This window comes from Allorhizobium sp. DMC15 (genome assembly GCF_056314065.1).
Genome location: NZ_JBQUZB010000001.1, coordinates 192165 through 205002, shown reverse-complemented (window position 1 = coordinate 205002; position 12838 = coordinate 192165). Strand labels below are relative to the sequence as shown.

Annotated in this window: 16 protein-coding genes; 9 read left to right on the top strand and 7 right to left on the bottom strand. The window is 63.5% G+C overall.

What is annotated here, in order from left to right; genetic code table 11:
* The first annotated feature begins 80 nt into the window (after nt 1-80).
* A complete protein-coding gene (locus ACT53S_RS01000; protein ID WP_476065607.1) occupies nt 81-1094 on the top strand; it encodes an AraC family transcriptional regulator in 1014 nt (337 codons plus the stop codon).
* An 18-nt stretch (nt 1095-1112) separates the two neighbouring features.
* Here ACT53S_RS01000 and ACT53S_RS00995 read toward each other — a convergent pair whose 3' ends face one another.
* On the bottom strand, nt 1113-2141 hold the full coding sequence (locus ACT53S_RS00995; RefSeq protein ID WP_476065606.1) for a histone deacetylase family protein: 1029 nt from the start codon (nt 2139-2141) through the stop codon (nt 1113-1115).
* Nucleotides 2142-2343: 202 nt separating this feature from the next.
* On the opposite strand from ACT53S_RS00995, the gene ACT53S_RS00990 reads away from it, so the two are divergent.
* Nucleotides 2344-2955, top strand: a complete 612-nt coding sequence (locus ACT53S_RS00990; protein WP_476065605.1) for a TetR/AcrR family transcriptional regulator — start codon at nt 2344-2346, stop codon at nt 2953-2955.
* A 47-nt stretch (nt 2956-3002) separates the two neighbouring features.
* Nucleotides 3003-4232 (top strand): MFS transporter, encoded by a 1230-nt coding sequence (locus ACT53S_RS00985; RefSeq protein ID WP_476065604.1) that lies wholly within the window; start codon nt 3003-3005, stop codon nt 4230-4232.
* 101 nt (nt 4233-4333) lie between these two features.
* Here the strand turns inward: ACT53S_RS00985 and ACT53S_RS00980 are convergent, their stop codons facing one another.
* The 3 genes from ACT53S_RS00980 to ACT53S_RS00970 all read right to left on the bottom strand — a co-directional run bounded on the left by ACT53S_RS00980 (nt 4334) and on the right by ACT53S_RS00970 (nt 5962).
* Entirely contained in the window at nt 4334-4675 is a 342-nt protein-coding gene (locus tag ACT53S_RS00980) for a hypothetical protein (RefSeq protein WP_476065603.1), read from the bottom strand.
* Between the two features lie 135 nt (nt 4676-4810).
* On the bottom strand, nt 4811-5329 hold the full coding sequence (locus ACT53S_RS00975; protein ID WP_476065602.1) for an N-acetyltransferase family protein: 519 nt from the start codon (nt 5327-5329) through the stop codon (nt 4811-4813).
* Between the two features lie 42 nt (nt 5330-5371).
* Nucleotides 5372-5962 carry a helix-turn-helix domain-containing protein gene (locus ACT53S_RS00970; protein ID WP_476065601.1) on the bottom strand — a complete coding sequence of 197 codons (591 nt, stop codon included), beginning with the start codon at nt 5960-5962 and terminating at the stop codon, nt 5372-5374.
* On the opposite strand from ACT53S_RS00970, the gene ACT53S_RS00965 reads away from it, so the two are divergent.
* Nucleotides 5946-6797, top strand: coding sequence for an MOSC domain-containing protein (locus ACT53S_RS00965; protein ID WP_476065600.1), 852 nt, complete (start codon nt 5946-5948; stop codon nt 6795-6797). The two genes, ACT53S_RS00970 and ACT53S_RS00965, sit on opposite strands and share 17 nt — an antisense overlap.
* On the opposite strand, the gene ACT53S_RS00960 is transcribed toward ACT53S_RS00965, so the two are convergent.
* Nucleotides 6782-8479 (bottom strand): FAD/NAD(P)-binding protein, encoded by a 1698-nt coding sequence (locus ACT53S_RS00960; protein WP_476065599.1) that lies wholly within the window; start codon nt 8477-8479, stop codon nt 6782-6784. The genes ACT53S_RS00965 and ACT53S_RS00960 overlap by 16 nt on opposite strands.
* 168 nt (nt 8480-8647) lie before the next feature.
* Between ACT53S_RS00960 and ACT53S_RS00955 the strand changes: the two genes are divergently transcribed.
* Complete coding sequence (locus ACT53S_RS00955) at nt 8648-8878, top strand: DUF2171 domain-containing protein (protein ID WP_113379657.1); 231 nt, start codon at nt 8648-8650, stop codon at nt 8876-8878.
* Between the two features lie 84 nt (nt 8879-8962).
* Here the strand turns inward: ACT53S_RS00955 and ACT53S_RS00950 are convergent, their stop codons facing one another.
* Nucleotides 8963-9364 carry a ketosteroid isomerase-related protein gene (locus tag ACT53S_RS00950; protein ID WP_476065598.1) on the bottom strand — a complete coding sequence of 134 codons (402 nt, stop codon included), beginning with the start codon at nt 9362-9364 and terminating at the stop codon, nt 8963-8965.
* 81 nt (nt 9365-9445) lie between these two features.
* On the opposite strand from ACT53S_RS00950, the gene ACT53S_RS00945 reads away from it, so the two are divergent.
* From ACT53S_RS00945 to ACT53S_RS00930, 4 genes are all read left to right on the top strand, one after another.
* The gene (locus ACT53S_RS00945; RefSeq protein ID WP_476065597.1) at nt 9446-10039 is read left to right on the top strand and encodes a GNAT family N-acetyltransferase; all 594 of its coding nucleotides are present in this window, start codon (nt 9446-9448) and stop codon (nt 10037-10039) included.
* A complete protein-coding gene (locus ACT53S_RS00940) occupies nt 10036-10911 on the top strand; it encodes a carbon-nitrogen hydrolase family protein (RefSeq protein WP_476065596.1) in 876 nt (291 codons plus the stop codon). The genes ACT53S_RS00945 and ACT53S_RS00940 overlap by 4 nt, the downstream gene beginning before the upstream one ends.
* 72 nt (nt 10912-10983) lie before the next feature.
* Entirely contained in the window at nt 10984-11253 is a 270-nt protein-coding gene (locus ACT53S_RS00935; RefSeq protein WP_113456161.1) for a CopG family transcriptional regulator, read from the top strand.
* Nucleotides 11250-11564, top strand: a complete 315-nt coding sequence (locus ACT53S_RS00930) for a type II toxin-antitoxin system RelE/ParE family toxin (protein WP_476065595.1) — start codon at nt 11250-11252, stop codon at nt 11562-11564. Before ACT53S_RS00935 ends, ACT53S_RS00930 begins: the two co-directional genes overlap by 4 nt.
* A gap of 10 nt (nt 11565-11574) precedes the next feature.
* On the opposite strand, the gene ACT53S_RS00925 is transcribed toward ACT53S_RS00930, so the two are convergent.
* A complete protein-coding gene (locus ACT53S_RS00925) occupies nt 11575-12834 on the bottom strand; it encodes an RNA polymerase sigma factor (RefSeq protein WP_476065594.1) in 1260 nt (419 codons plus the stop codon).
* Nucleotides 12835-12838: the final 4 nt, after the last annotated feature.

The following is a 12838-nucleotide window of genomic DNA, read 5'->3' as shown; positions in this document are numbered from 1 at the left end:
GCGACATTTTGGCACTGAAATTGCAGTTCATGCCAATGAATCGATAAACCGCGCCACTTGGCCAATCCAGGATCGCGAAAATGGCAGTTGCACCGCAAATGAACAGGGCCGTGCCCGCAATTGCATCCATTCGGGCCTCGGTTCTGGCCCCTCTGGTTGAACAAATCGACCGGCGCAGCGGCAAGACCGACGTCATGCTCGCCTCGCACGGGATCCTGCGCAGCCAGCTGGACGACCCCTACGCGATGATCCCGATGGCGCGCTACGTCGCGATCTTCGAAGAGGCGGCCCTGATCACCGCCGAACCTTCGCTCGGCGCGCGCTTGGGCACCCTGTTCAAGCCGAGCGATATCGGCCCGATCGGCGTCCTGTTCTCCATCTCCGGCACGATCCGCGCCGGCTTCGAGCGGCTGGCGAAATACGTCAACACCGTGCAGAGCGCCACCAGCTCCGGCGTGTTCGAGGAAGAGGGCAACCTGGTCTGGAGCTACCGGCTGGAAGATCCGCTGATGTGGCCCAGGCGGCAGGACAGTGAATTCTCGCTCGTCGCCTCCTGCCAGCTGGTGCGCTCCTGCTTCACCAAAGCCTGGAAGCCGCTGGAAGTGCATTTCGAGCATCTTGCGCCCCGCGACCGGACGGTGCTGGAGCGGATCTTCCGCTGCCCGCTCAAATTCGGCGAGACGGCCAACCGGATCATCGTCGACGGGCGCGATGCCAACCGGCTCTACCGCCAGGAAGACGCCGCCCTGTCTGCGGTGCTCGAGCGCCATGTGGCGGACCTGGTCGACCGGACGAGAGCCCCCGACACCGTTCGCGAACAGGTTCAGGGGCTGATCGGCATCTATCTCGGCCACAAGCCGGTCACACTGGTCTCGATTGCCGCCGACATGAACATCTCGGTGCGGACGCTGCAGCGACGACTGGCCGATGAAGGCACGTCGCTGCGGCAACTGGTCCGCGACACCCGAGCGGCCATCGCCGCCACGCAGATGGCGGCGCATGTCCAGAAATCCCGGATTGCCGAGGTGCTCGGCTATGCGGATTCAACCGTCCTGTGGCGGGCGCAGAAGGGGTGGGCCTCCTCACGGAGCTAACCGCCCACCCCGGCTTAATCAGCCCTCCAACCCCTTCAGCACATTCGCCACGTTCAGCCCGATTTCCGGAACCCCGTAACCACCTTCCATCAAGGTCAGCACCGGCACGCCGTTCGCCGCGATCATCTCACCCATCTTGATGTAGTCAGGGCTCTTCAGCTTGAAGAAGCTGATCGGGTCCTGCTCGAACGTGTCGACTCCAAGGGAAACGATGATGGTCTCGGCACCGTAGTCCTTGATGCGCTTCAAGCTGTCTTCGAGTGCGGCCGACCAGACATCCCAGGGCGTGCCTGACGGCATCGGATAATTGGCGTTCAGCCCTTCGCCCTCGCCTTCGCCGGTTTCGTCGGCATAACCGAGGAAATAGGGGAATGCGTTTTCCGGTTCGCCGTGCAATGAGGCGAAGAAGATGTCGCCACGACGATAGGTGATGTCCTGCGTGCCGTTCCCGTGGTGGAAATCGACATCGAGGATCGCGACTTTCTGCGCGCCGTGATCGAGGAGCCGCTGGGCGGCGACGGCGGCGTTGTTGATGAAGCAATAGCCACCGAAGAGATCCCGGCCGGCATGGTGGCCGGGCGGGCGGCAGAGGGAGAAGGCGAAGCGGTGTCCCTCGTTCAGCCAGTCGGCGCCTGAAAGCGCCACGTCCATCGACGCGATTGCCGCCTCATAGGTGCCCTTGGAAATCGAGGTCTCGGCCGAGTTGGTGTAATAGCCCACGGCGCCATCGATATGCTTCGGCACCCGGCCCGTCTGGCTGCGGCGGCAGGGGAAGGAGGTGGGGATCGCCTCGCCCTCGAAACCATGCGCCTCCCAGCGGTCCCAGCAGGTGCGCAGGAATTCCAGATAGCCGGCGTCATGCACTTTGAGTGCGGTCTCCAGACCATGTTCGGTGGGCGCCTGGACATCGGTGAAACCGGCGTTCTGCACGGCATCGAGAATCCATTCGGCGCGGAAAGGTCCTTCGAAGGGTTTCACCAGCAGGCCGCCATGCAACTCCGTCTTGGCATCCCTGAGCTTATGCTTTTCCGAATAAAAGACGCGCATCTCGTTCCCTCTGTTGATCGGCCGCCGGTCGGGCTTCTGGTCTCGTTTCGCAGCCTAGCGCCGGCCCCTGCACGGCGGCAAGAGCGCCCGTCGGATTTCAGGTCAAACGACCAAAAATCGCGCCAGCCGAACAGGGGCTTGACGTTTCGATGCCATGCGTCTATTTGGAAACGATCGTTTCCTAATTAGACAGGAACCCGCCATGTCCAACATCGCCATTTCCAGCCGCAGCGCCGGCCGCCCCCGCGAATTCGAAATCGACAGCGCTCTCGATGCGGCCATCACCGTCTTTACCGAACGCGGCTATCACGGCACGTCGATCACGGACCTGAAGGCGGCCATGGGGCTCACGGCCGGCAGCATCTACAAGGCGTTCAAGGACAAGAAGGCGATCTTCCTCGCCGCCTTCGACCGCTACAAGCAGGTGCGGGCAGCCCTTCTCGCCGAAAAACTCGCCGGCGCATCAACCGGTCGCGAGCAAGTCCAGGCCATCCTGCAATTCTATGCCGAGGCCGCTTGTGGCGAGACCGGGCGGCGTGGCTGCCTTGCCATTGGCGCCGCGGTCGAACTCGCCCTCTTCGATGCCGACGTGGCGGAACGCGTCTCACGCTCGCATGCCGCCCTTCTCGCTCAGATCGAAGGGTTCATCGCAAACGGTCAGAAGGATGACTCCATCTCCAGCGCGATCGACGCTTCCACTACGGCGCTCTCCATCTTTTCCTTCCTGCAGGGCATCCGCATTGCCGGCAAATCCGGCCAGGACCCCGGCCGCACGCGTGCGGCGGCCGATGCCCTCCTGACCCTGCTCGACTGACCTTTCAACGTCCTCGATCCTCCCCCTCCTCCCCCGGAAACCGTGTCATGACTTCCACATCCTCGACTGCCGATCCCGTTCTCAGCGCCGGCGAAACCGCCCGCGCCCCCGGCCTTTCCGCCGGCCTGACCTTCATCATGGCCGCCGCCTGTGGCCTGATCGCCGCCAATCTCTATTATGCCCAGCCGCTTGCCGGCCCCATCGCCGAGTCGATCGGACTGCCGCTGCATGCCAGCGGCCTGATCGTCACGCTGACCCAGATCGGTTACGGGCTCGGGCTGTTCTTCCTCGTGCCGCTCGGCGATCTCGTCGAAAACCGAAAGCTGATCCTGATCATGATGGGCGTGGTCACCGCAGCCCTTATCGCCGCCGGGCTTGCCACGACACCGCTTCCCTTCCTGGCCGCGTCTCTCTCGATCGGGCTCGGCGCCGTCGCCGTCCAGATGATCGTGCCGTTCGCCGCAGGCCTTGCCCCGGATCACGCGCGCGGCAAGGTGGTCGGCAATGTCATGAGCGGTCTGATGGTCGGCATCATGCTGGCGCGGCCGATCTCGAGCCTCGTTGCCCGGCTCGGCTCCTGGCACACGATCTTCTTCCTCTCCGCCGCCGTCATGGTGGCGCTGGGTGTGGTCCTTGCCAGAAACCTGCCGCGGCGCGTTCCCAAGACGCATCTCGGCTATCTCGCCCTGATCGGCTCCATGGGCCGGCTTCTCGCCACGCAGAAGGTGCTCCAGCGGCGCGCGACCTACCAGGCCTTCCAGTTCTCTGCCTTCAGCTTGTTCTGGACGGTCACGCCGCTTTATCTCGCCAGCCCGGCCTTCGGCCTGACACAAACCGGCATTGCCCTTTTTGCGCTCGCCGGTGTCGCCGGTGCCATCGCCTCGCCGATTGCCGGTCGGCTTGCCGACCGGGGCCTGTCCGGACCCGCCACCGCCTTCGGACTGTCGAGCGTCTTGGCCGCCTTCCTCATGACCTTGATTGTGCCCGAGGGATCCTGGATCGCGCTCACCCTTTTGACCCTCGCCGCCATTCTCCTCGATTTCGGCGTGACGACGACGCTGGTTACCGGCCAGCGCGCGATCTACGGATTGGGTGCTGAATTGCGGAGCCGGCTGAACGGCCTGTTCATGGCGATTTTCTTCACCGGCGGCGCCATCGGCTCGGCGGTCGGCGCCTATAGCTACGCCCATGGCGGCTGGATGATGGCCGCACTCGTTGGGGCCGCCCTGCCCACGGCGGCCCTGCTCGTCTTCCTGACGGAGACGCGGAAGCGCTAAGCCGCGTGCAACGAACCGCCCCTTCAAAGCCAAAGGGGCGGTTCTCCGGGTCCGCAGACCCGAAAAACCACCCCTTCCCCCGGCCCCCGCCGTAGTCGAACTTATTCGGTCAGATTGATCTGCTCTGTCTGACCACCTTCGCAGGTGTAGCAGCAGTCCTCGCAGGTCTCGGCATTTTCCGGCCCCACGCCCCAGTAGCTCTGCTTGTCGCCCTCGATCCAGGCGCCGTAGCAGATCTTCTCGCCCTCTTCGCAGGAGAGCGGGATCTGCTTGGTCTCGCCATCATTGAGATAGAAGACCTGGTTGTTGCCCGGCCAGACATAGTCGCGGTCCTGGCTGTACAGCTCCACTTCCACCGCATTCGGATGGTCGTTGCGCATGACGAAGGTGACGTCGGCGGCAAAGGCCGGTGCCACGGCACCCAGCAACAAGGATGCGGTCATGCCGATGATTGTCCTGCTTCCCAACATAGCGCCCTCCGCCCAAAAAAAGCCTGCTGGGGGGCGACCTTAAGCAGAAGGAAAGACTAATGAAAAGAGGGGGGTTGGACGTTTTTTGGGCTGATCCCCGTCGCCCCGTCAAACCAGTCGCTTGTAGAAGATGACCGTGTCGCAGAAGCGCCCGTCCGGGTAGAGCGCATAGTCGGGGATTTCGCCCGACCGTTGCCAGCCGAGCTTCTCGTAGATCCGTTCCGCAAGTTCCCCCTTGGCCGTATCGAGCACCAGTAGCGAGCGGCCCGCCTCTGTCGCACCTGATTCCGCAGCGTTCATCAGCGCGGTCGACAGGCCTCTGCCGCGCCCCTTGCGATGCACCAGAAGTTTCATCAGATCGGCCCGGTGTGGCTGGTTCGGCTTCAGGGCAAAACCGATCTGCACCGTTCCCACCAACTCTGCATCGATGAAGGCGCCGTAGAGCAGAACCTCGCCGCGCCCGACGGCATCCGCCACGCCGCGCCAGAAAGCTGCGCCCTCGTCCTGCGTGAAAGGCGGCATGAAACCGACCGAGGCATTGTCTTCGATGCAATCTCCAAGAACGTCCGTCAGGGCGGGGATCAGATCGAGGGCTTCGGCATGGGAGAGCTTGCGGATATCGGGCATGGCAGGTTCCAGTGGTGGCGGGAGAAAAAGAAGAGCGAGGTATCAGGCGCCGAGGGCGATCACCACGGCATAACGGGCGGGTGCATCGGTCGGGTTGTGATAGGCGTGCACGTCGCCGACATTCATGTAGAGGCAGTCGCCGGCTTCCAGCCGATGCACCGTCTCGCCCACTGTCAGCTCGATGACGCCCTCGAATACCCAGACATGCTGGGTCTGGCTGCGCCCGGTCGGGCGGCCGGGGAAGCGCACATGGGCGCGCGGCGGAAACTCGACCTCGACGATATCGGTGCCGCTGCCGGTTCCCGGCGGCGATACGGCGCGGCGCAAATAGCCGGTTTCCGGATCGCGCCAGACCGGCTGGCGGGCACGGCGCATCAGCGGGTCGGCTTCCACACCTTCATCGGCAAAAAACACCGAAAGCGACACGCCGAGCGCCGAACACAGCCGTGCCAGAAGCGCTGCCGTCGGGCTGGCCTCGGCCCGCTCGATGCGCGAGATCATCGCCCGGCTGACACCGGAGGCTTCCGCGAGCTGGTCGAGCGTCAGGCCACGCCGAACCCGCAGCGCCCTGATCCGCTCCCCCACCGTTTTCTCAAAATCCTGGACCGTTGATTCCATGATAGTAGAATTCATGGATATCATCGTGGAGTCAAGTGTTCATGGGGTGGTGGAACACATTCAGCACGGATTGTCTTATGCTGCCGGAACAGACGAGAGGGATCAGATGAAGACAATCGGGCGCGTGGCGGAGCTTTGGCGTTATCCCGTGAGTTCCGTCAGGGGACAACCGTTGCAGCAAATCCAAGTGACGCCGGGCGGGATCCCCGGCGACCGCCGCTTTGCGCTGTTTGATCCGGAAAACGGACTTGCCGCCTCTCCTGAACGGGAGCCACGCTGGCGGGCGGCCCTTTTTCTTCAGGCCCTGCGCGACGAAGATGCCCAATTGCCGCAACTGCGCTTTCCCGATGGCGCAGCCTTCTGGCTGGATGATTCCCGGCTTGCGGCACGGCTCGAGGCCCACTTCGGCTTTGCCGTCGGGATCGGAGCCTATGGGGGGCTCGACGATGGGGCCGACATGCGGTTTCCGATCGTTTCCAACCGCTACGCGCCAGCGGCCCTGCATCTCGTGACGTCGGCATCACTTCGCCATCTCGCCGACATGGCGGTGGTGCCTCTTCCCGATCATCGCCGCTTCAGGCCCTCGATCCTGATCGAAACAACCGAGGGCGGGAGCTTCCTCGAAAATACCTGGATCGGCCACGAGATCACGATCGGCTCGACGCTGGTCAGCGTCACCGAGCCGACGCGGCGCTGCGGCATGACCATGATTGCACAGCCCGAGTTCGACGAGCAGCCCGAAATCTTGCGCGGCATCATGCGCCACAACGCCCGCAATCTCGGCGTCTATGCCACGGTGAAGGCTTCCGTCACGATCGCGGTTGGCGATCCCGTCTATGCCGGGATCTGAAACAGCGGAGCCTCTTGCCTCGCCGGAGTCACATCCGCGAGGATGGCCCGGGCCACCGTCTCGCCGATCTCACAGGCGCTGGTAATGCCCTGAACGAAGGGCTCCTTGTGAAGCAGGAAGGCGATGGCCGCGCAGTAAAGACGATTGCTGAGCAGTCCGTCGATCTTCGGCCGATAGGAATCATCGACATCGATACCGCCGGTGCGCACAACATCCGGCCCGCCGTCCAGGCTATGCAGTGCCCCCACGCGCGGTGTCGCTGATTGCTGCACCCCGCCCTGGGCAACCAGCGTCGGAAACGGCAGGTCGGTCGCCGATAGCGTTTCCTGACCCGTCGCATCGATGAAGGAGCCGAAACGATACTCGACATCGCCGACAATGACGCGTGCACCGCGCTCGACGCCGGTCTCGTCCGTCTCGATCCGGTAATCATCGCCGAGTTTCAGGATATCGAGCTTGCCGGCCCGCGACAGCGCCAGCAGTCGCCGGATCGAGGTGAGCGGCACGGTCGCATAGTCATCAATGAAGATGGTCTTGAAGTGCTTATGGAAGCGCTTGAGGTCGTGCTCGTTGAGATGCGGGATGACACGCGCGACGATCTCATGCGTGATGAGGATCGCATAACGCCAGGGCACCGTGTAACGCTTGGCACGGTTCTCCTCCACCTCCGCCAGATTCCGCGCCGCCCAGACGAAGGGATCGGAATGGGTCCGGTCGGCATAATAGGCAGGCGCAAAGGTTTCGACCGTCAACTGCGACAGGCCGATCCGGGCCGCATAATCCGGGTCGGCGGCGACGATCTCGCCGCGGAACAGTTCAAAGACGTCGTCGAGAAGATCATGCCGACCTGTGGCGATCAGGGCATCGACGGCCTCTTTCGTGCAGACTTTCGGCGTCTCATAGGGCAGCGGGCAGTAGAAGTCCGCTTCGGGCAGCACGCCCTTGCGGGACATCATCGTGGCGTGAAAGGCATCAGTGCCCTCGGCGGACTGGTATTGCAGGTCGCCGGCCGCATCCGCATAGAACATGCCCCGCGCCGTTGCCACCGTCATCAGCGCATCGATGCTGCTGAGCGAGGTGCCGAGAATGCCGACGCGTTCGTTGCGCACTGTCTTCAGCGCTGTCGCCGGCCATGGGGAAACGAAATAGCCGGGCCTGATCTCGGTTGTCTCCGGCCAGTTGTGCCCGGTTGCCATCACGACATGATCGTAGACTGCGTCTTGGCGGCCATCGGGGCCTTCGACGCTCAGGCGGATCTGCTCCGTCTGCAGTTCGATGTCGACGACCTTGTGGCGTCCGAGAACGCTTACGTCATGGCCGTTTTCGGCCGCCGCCAGACGCATGAGTTCAAATTGCGCCTGCATATAGTCGCCGAGCACCACACGCGGATAAAACTCCCGATCGTCAATCGCGTCACGTCTGATATCGAGTTGTAACAACCTTTCGTCGCTCTGGCGACGCAGCCAATCCACCAGCGTTTCGGCAAAGGCTGGCAGCTCGATGCTCGGGATGTTCGACAGCATCGCCGGGTCGTTGACGTCAGGATGGTAGGGCGTGCCCTTGCCCGGTTCGTCATAGGCTTCGAACAAGGTGATCGAAAGCGGAATAGTGGAGCCGATCAGATGTTTGAAAGTGTAGAGGCCAGTCGGGCCGGTGCCGATGATCGCAATTCTGGGAAGCATGTGGGTCTCGCTGCCGTGCGAGGGATCTCGCATGCGGATGCGGGAGAATGTTCGACCTCGGCAAATGGTTCCCCACGGGAATGCGGTCCCTGCGGCAATCCTGTCAGGAACAAATCGGGCCTCATCTGCCTTTCCCTGTCATCGCAACCAAGCCCGGAGGATACCCCGATGATTTCTGCAGATCAGATCCGTGAACACATGGAAGTGCGTGGCCTTGATGGCGCCCATGTCGGCACCGTCGACCATATGGACGGCCAGAGCCGCATCAAGCTCACCAAGACCGATTCGATGGACGGCCAGCACCACTACATTCCGCTGGACTGGGTCGACCACGTCGATCAGCACGTTCATCTGTCGAAGAATTCCGACGACGTGAAGCGCGACTGGTCGGTTAACTGACCGATCACGGCTGGCATGATGCCGGCACACAGAGAGGGCCGTCCCGCATCCGCGTGACGGCCCTTTTTTCGTTTCTAGCGAAGCTCAGCCGCCGACTTGGGCGATCCAGTCCGGCAGGCTGTAATAGTTGGAAATGCGGGCGACCTTGCCGTCGCGGATCTCGAAGAAGGCGCCGGCCGGCAGGCGATAGGTCTGGCTATTGGCTTCCGGCAAACCTTCGTCGGTCGCGAGATAGGTGCCGTTGACGATAAACTCGGCCGCACCGCGCGTGCCGTCCTCGTTGACCATGATCACCATGTCGGTGAGCTCTTCCTTGTAGCAACGGTTCATGTGATCCATGAACTTTGCAAAGGCGTCCTTCCCCGTCTGGCGGGCACCCTGGTTGATGTCGTGCGCCACGTCATCGGTGAGGAGCGAGAGGAAACGGTCCATATCGCCGGCATTGAAGGCGTCGTAATAGGCACGGATGGTGGCGGCGGCGGTCATCGGTCACTCCTCGTCGTGGAATTGCTTTCTCAGGTCGTCTCGGATGGGTATAACCACTCCGCAACGGACTGAAAACACTCTATGACGCTCACGATCCAATCCTTTTCCGGCAGCGACGCCATGCCCTTTTTCGGCGACCTCGCACGGCTCAGAACCACTATCTTCCGCGCCTTTCCCTATCTCTATGAGGGAAATCCGGATTACGAACAGACCTATCTTTCCACTTATGCGAAGTCCGAGGGTTCCGTCTTCGTCATCGCCTGCGATGGTGACCGGGTGGTCGGTGTTGCCACGGGAACGCCGATGGCAGGTGAGACGGATGAGGTCAAACGCCCCTTCCTTGCAGCAGGGCTCGATCCCGAACAGTTCTTCTATTTCGGCGAAAGCGTACTTCTGTCGCAGTATCGCGGCCAGGGCATCGGCGTGAAATTCTTCGAAGGCCGCGAGGCACAAGCAAAGAGGCTCGGCCTGCGCTACGCCACCTTCTGCGCTGTCGAACGCCCCGCCGACCATCCGCGTCGGCCCGCCGATTACCAGCCGCTCGACGCCTTCTGGGCCAAGCGTGGCTATACCCATCACCCCGCGCTTCGGACCACATTCACCTGGCGCGACCTCGACGAGACCGTCGAGAGCCCGAAGCCGCTTTCCTTCTGGATTAGGGATCTCTCCGCATGACAGCCCTGACGCTCGCCGCCTGCCAATACAAGATCGACCTCATCGAGTCCTGGGAGGATTACGTTCTCCACCTGACGGGCCTGGTGCATCAGGCCGTCGAGCGGGGCGCAAAGCTCGTGCTCCTGCCGGAATATGCGGGCCTCGTGCTCGCCGGCCAGCTCGATCCTCAAACCCGCTCGGACCTGCATGGCTCGATTGCCGGCATCCAGCCGCTCATCCCAGCCTGGGTTGAACTCTGCGAAGAGCTTGCCCGCACCCATTCAATCGTCTTCCAGCCCGGCTCTGCCCCGGTTCTTGACCCCGACGGCCAGTACCGCAACCGCGCCTTCCTGTTCGGTCATGACGGGCTGATCGGTCATCAGGACAAGATCATCATGACCCGCTTCGAGCGCGAGCAATGGGGCATTGCTGCCGGAAAGGATGGCCTCACCGCCTTCGACACGCCGCTCGGCAAGCTCGGCATCCTGATCTGCTACGACAATGAATTCCCGATGCTGGCCAATCGTCTCGCAAACCAGGGCGTCGACCTGATCCTCGCGCCCTCCTGCACCGACACGCTGGCCGGGGCCTACCGGGTGCGCATCGGCGCCCAGGCCCGGGCGCTCGAAAACCAGATCGCCGTCCTCTCGTCACCCACCGCCGGCACCGCGCTCTGGTCCCCCGCGCTCGACGAAAACCGCGGCCGCGCCGCTCTCTACGTCCCCTCCGACTACGGCATGCCACCATCGGGGATCTATGCGGAAAGCGATAGCGACACTGTCGAGGAAAGCCACTGGCTGATCACCGAGATCGACCTCGACATGGTCCGCCGTCTCCGAACCGAAGGCCAGGTCGCCACCCGCCGCGACTGGCCGGAGCAGTTCGGGGTGTGAGGCGAACATCGCGTTATGGCAAAGGGCAGGCAGGCGCGCTATGCTGGGCCAGCAACAAGCGGAGCAGCATGAATGTCTTCCCGCACCACCATGACGATTGAGATAGGTCAGGATGTGAAGGACCAGCTCGATGCGCTTGCATACGACGTGGACCAGAGCAGCCAGAAACTCGCCGAAGACGCCGTCACCAGGTTTGTCGCGCAGGAACTTGCCTTGCGCCAGTCAATCGAAAGGGGTCTTGCCGAGGGTCGAGCCGGCAAGACGGTCGCGCATGCCGAGGTCATCGCCGAAATGCGCGCCGTGATCGACACTGTCCGCCGTGAACGGACGGCGCGGGGATGACTCGGCCGGTCGTGTGGGCGGCCGAGGCCACGCGTGACGCGCTCGATATACTCCGTCATATCGCACAGGATGATCCCGACGTCGCAGAGCGGATCGTCGATCTGATCGAGACCGCAGGCACTAGCCTGGGTGAGATTCCGACGGGGCGCCCCGGACGCATCGCTGGCACGTTTGAAAAATCCCTCGCCCCGCTTCCGTGGATCCTTTGTTATGCCATCGACGATCAACCCGACGCGGAGCGCGTTGTCATCCTGAGGGTGATCCATACGGCGCGAAACTGGCCGGGAGGCCGCTGGCCGCAGGAGGGCTAGGCGTCCGGGCTTAGCGGCGCTCCATGCCTTGGCAACCCAAGCCCAACGCATCCCGCCGCCGCTCCAGAAACCGCCGCTCCGCCTCGCCCGGCGACAACGCCAGGGCGCGATCATAGGCATCGATTGCCTCGGGCACGTGTCCGAGGCGTCCCAGCAGATCTGCGCGCGCTGCATGGAATGGCAGGAAATCGGACAAGGCTTCGGCATCCAGTCCCTCGAGTTCGGTCAGCGCCTCCTCAACCCCCATCACCTCGGCCAGGGCCACCGCCCTGTTGATGCGGATCACCGGGTCGTCGCGCAGTTCGACGAGGATGTCATAAGCCGCCAGCACCGCTTTCCAGGGCGGCGGGTCGGCGAGCGTCTTGCGCCCGCACCAGAGCGCGTGGATCATCATTTGCAGGATACGCGGCCCCGGCCCCGAGAGACCGAGCGCCCGCCCACAGTAACGCCGGGCCTGATCGATCAGCGGCTTCGACCAGAGCGCCGGGTCCTGCTCCGCCAGCGGCACCATCACGCCGTCTTGATCCGTCCTCGCCGGTCGACGCGCCTCGGCGAAGCGGATCGTGGCGGCGAGCGCCATCACCTCGCCCTCCTGTGGCAACATCTCTGTCAGGAGCGCCGTCACCTCCAGCATCTCCCGGGCATAACCCGCATGCCGGCCGGTGCCCGCCGCATCCTCATGCGCCTTGGCATAGGCGACTTCCAGCGTCGACAATACCGCCGCCAGCCGCTCGGCCCAGTGTTCCGGCCCCGGCACCTCGAAACTGACGCCGGCTTCGGCAATCTTGCGCTTGGCGCGCACAAGCCGCTGCGCCAGCGTCGTTTCCGACACCAGGAAGGCCCGCGCCACCTCGTCCGTCGACAGGCCGCAGACCAGTTTCAACGTCAGCGCCGCCCGGCTGTCGGCGGCCACCGCCGGATGGCAGCAGACGAAGATGAGCTTCAGCCGCTCGTCGGGAATGACGGCGTCGTCGCTTGTTAGCCGATCCTCGGCGGTCGGTTCGGGTTCCGGCTCGTCGGGACTGTTTGCCGCCCTCGTCCGCCTGCGCCTCAAGATATCGAGCGCTGCGCGTTCGGCCACCCGGTAAAGCCAGGCCGCCGGATCGTGCGGCAGGTCCTTTCCCTCGTCCCCCCAGGCCTTCACCGCCCTGAGGCAGCTTTCGGCAAAGGCCTCCTCCGCAAGGTCGAGATCGCGGTAACGGGCGGCAAGGGCCGCACGAATGCGCCCGCCCGCCGCCCGGAAGGTCTCGTCGAGAAGCCCGTCCCGCATCGCC

Bases quoted from the DNA above. Each gene is read 5' to 3' on its own strand.
- ACT53S_RS01000 (WP_476065607.1), top strand. From the start codon at position 81: ATGGCAGTTGCACCGCAAATGAACAGGGCCGTGCCCGCAATTGCATCC.
- ACT53S_RS00975 (WP_476065602.1), bottom strand. From the start codon at position 5,329: ATGCCCGATATCCGCAAGCTCTCCCATGCCGAAGCCCTCGATCTGATC.
- ACT53S_RS00985 (WP_476065604.1), top strand. From the start codon at position 3,003: ATGACTTCCACATCCTCGACTGCCGATCCCGTTCTCAGCGCCGGCGAA.
- ACT53S_RS00935 (WP_113456161.1), top strand. From the start codon at position 10,984: ATGTCTTCCCGCACCACCATGACGATTGAGATAGGTCAGGATGTGAAG.
- ACT53S_RS00980 (WP_476065603.1), bottom strand. From the start codon at position 4,675: ATGACCGCATCCTTGTTGCTGGGTGCCGTGGCACCGGCCTTTGCCGCC.
- ACT53S_RS00990 (WP_476065605.1), top strand. From the start codon at position 2,344: ATGTCCAACATCGCCATTTCCAGCCGCAGCGCCGGCCGCCCCCGCGAA.
- ACT53S_RS00960 (WP_476065599.1), bottom strand. From the start codon at position 8,479: ATGCTTCCCAGAATTGCGATCATCGGCACCGGCCCGACTGGCCTCTAC.
- ACT53S_RS00955 (WP_113379657.1), top strand. From the start codon at position 8,648: ATGATTTCTGCAGATCAGATCCGTGAACACATGGAAGTGCGTGGCCTT.
- ACT53S_RS00995 (WP_476065606.1), bottom strand. From the start codon at position 2,141: ATGCGCGTCTTTTATTCGGAAAAGCATAAGCTCAGGGATGCCAAGACG.
- ACT53S_RS00940 (WP_476065596.1), top strand. From the start codon at position 10,036: ATGACAGCCCTGACGCTCGCCGCCTGCCAATACAAGATCGACCTCATC.
- ACT53S_RS00930 (WP_476065595.1), top strand. From the start codon at position 11,250: ATGACTCGGCCGGTCGTGTGGGCGGCCGAGGCCACGCGTGACGCGCTC.
- ACT53S_RS00970 (WP_476065601.1), bottom strand. From the start codon at position 5,962: ATGAATTCTACTATCATGGAATCAACGGTCCAGGATTTTGAGAAAACG.
- ACT53S_RS00945 (WP_476065597.1), top strand. From the start codon at position 9,446: ATGACGCTCACGATCCAATCCTTTTCCGGCAGCGACGCCATGCCCTTT.
- ACT53S_RS00950 (WP_476065598.1), bottom strand. From the start codon at position 9,364: ATGACCGCCGCCGCCACCATCCGTGCCTATTACGACGCCTTCAATGCC.
- ACT53S_RS00965 (WP_476065600.1), top strand. From the start codon at position 5,946: ATGATAGTAGAATTCATGGATATCATCGTGGAGTCAAGTGTTCATGGG.
- ACT53S_RS00925 (WP_476065594.1), bottom strand. From the start codon at position 12,834: ATGCGGGACGGGCTTCTCGACGAGACCTTCCGGGCGGCGGGCGGGCGC.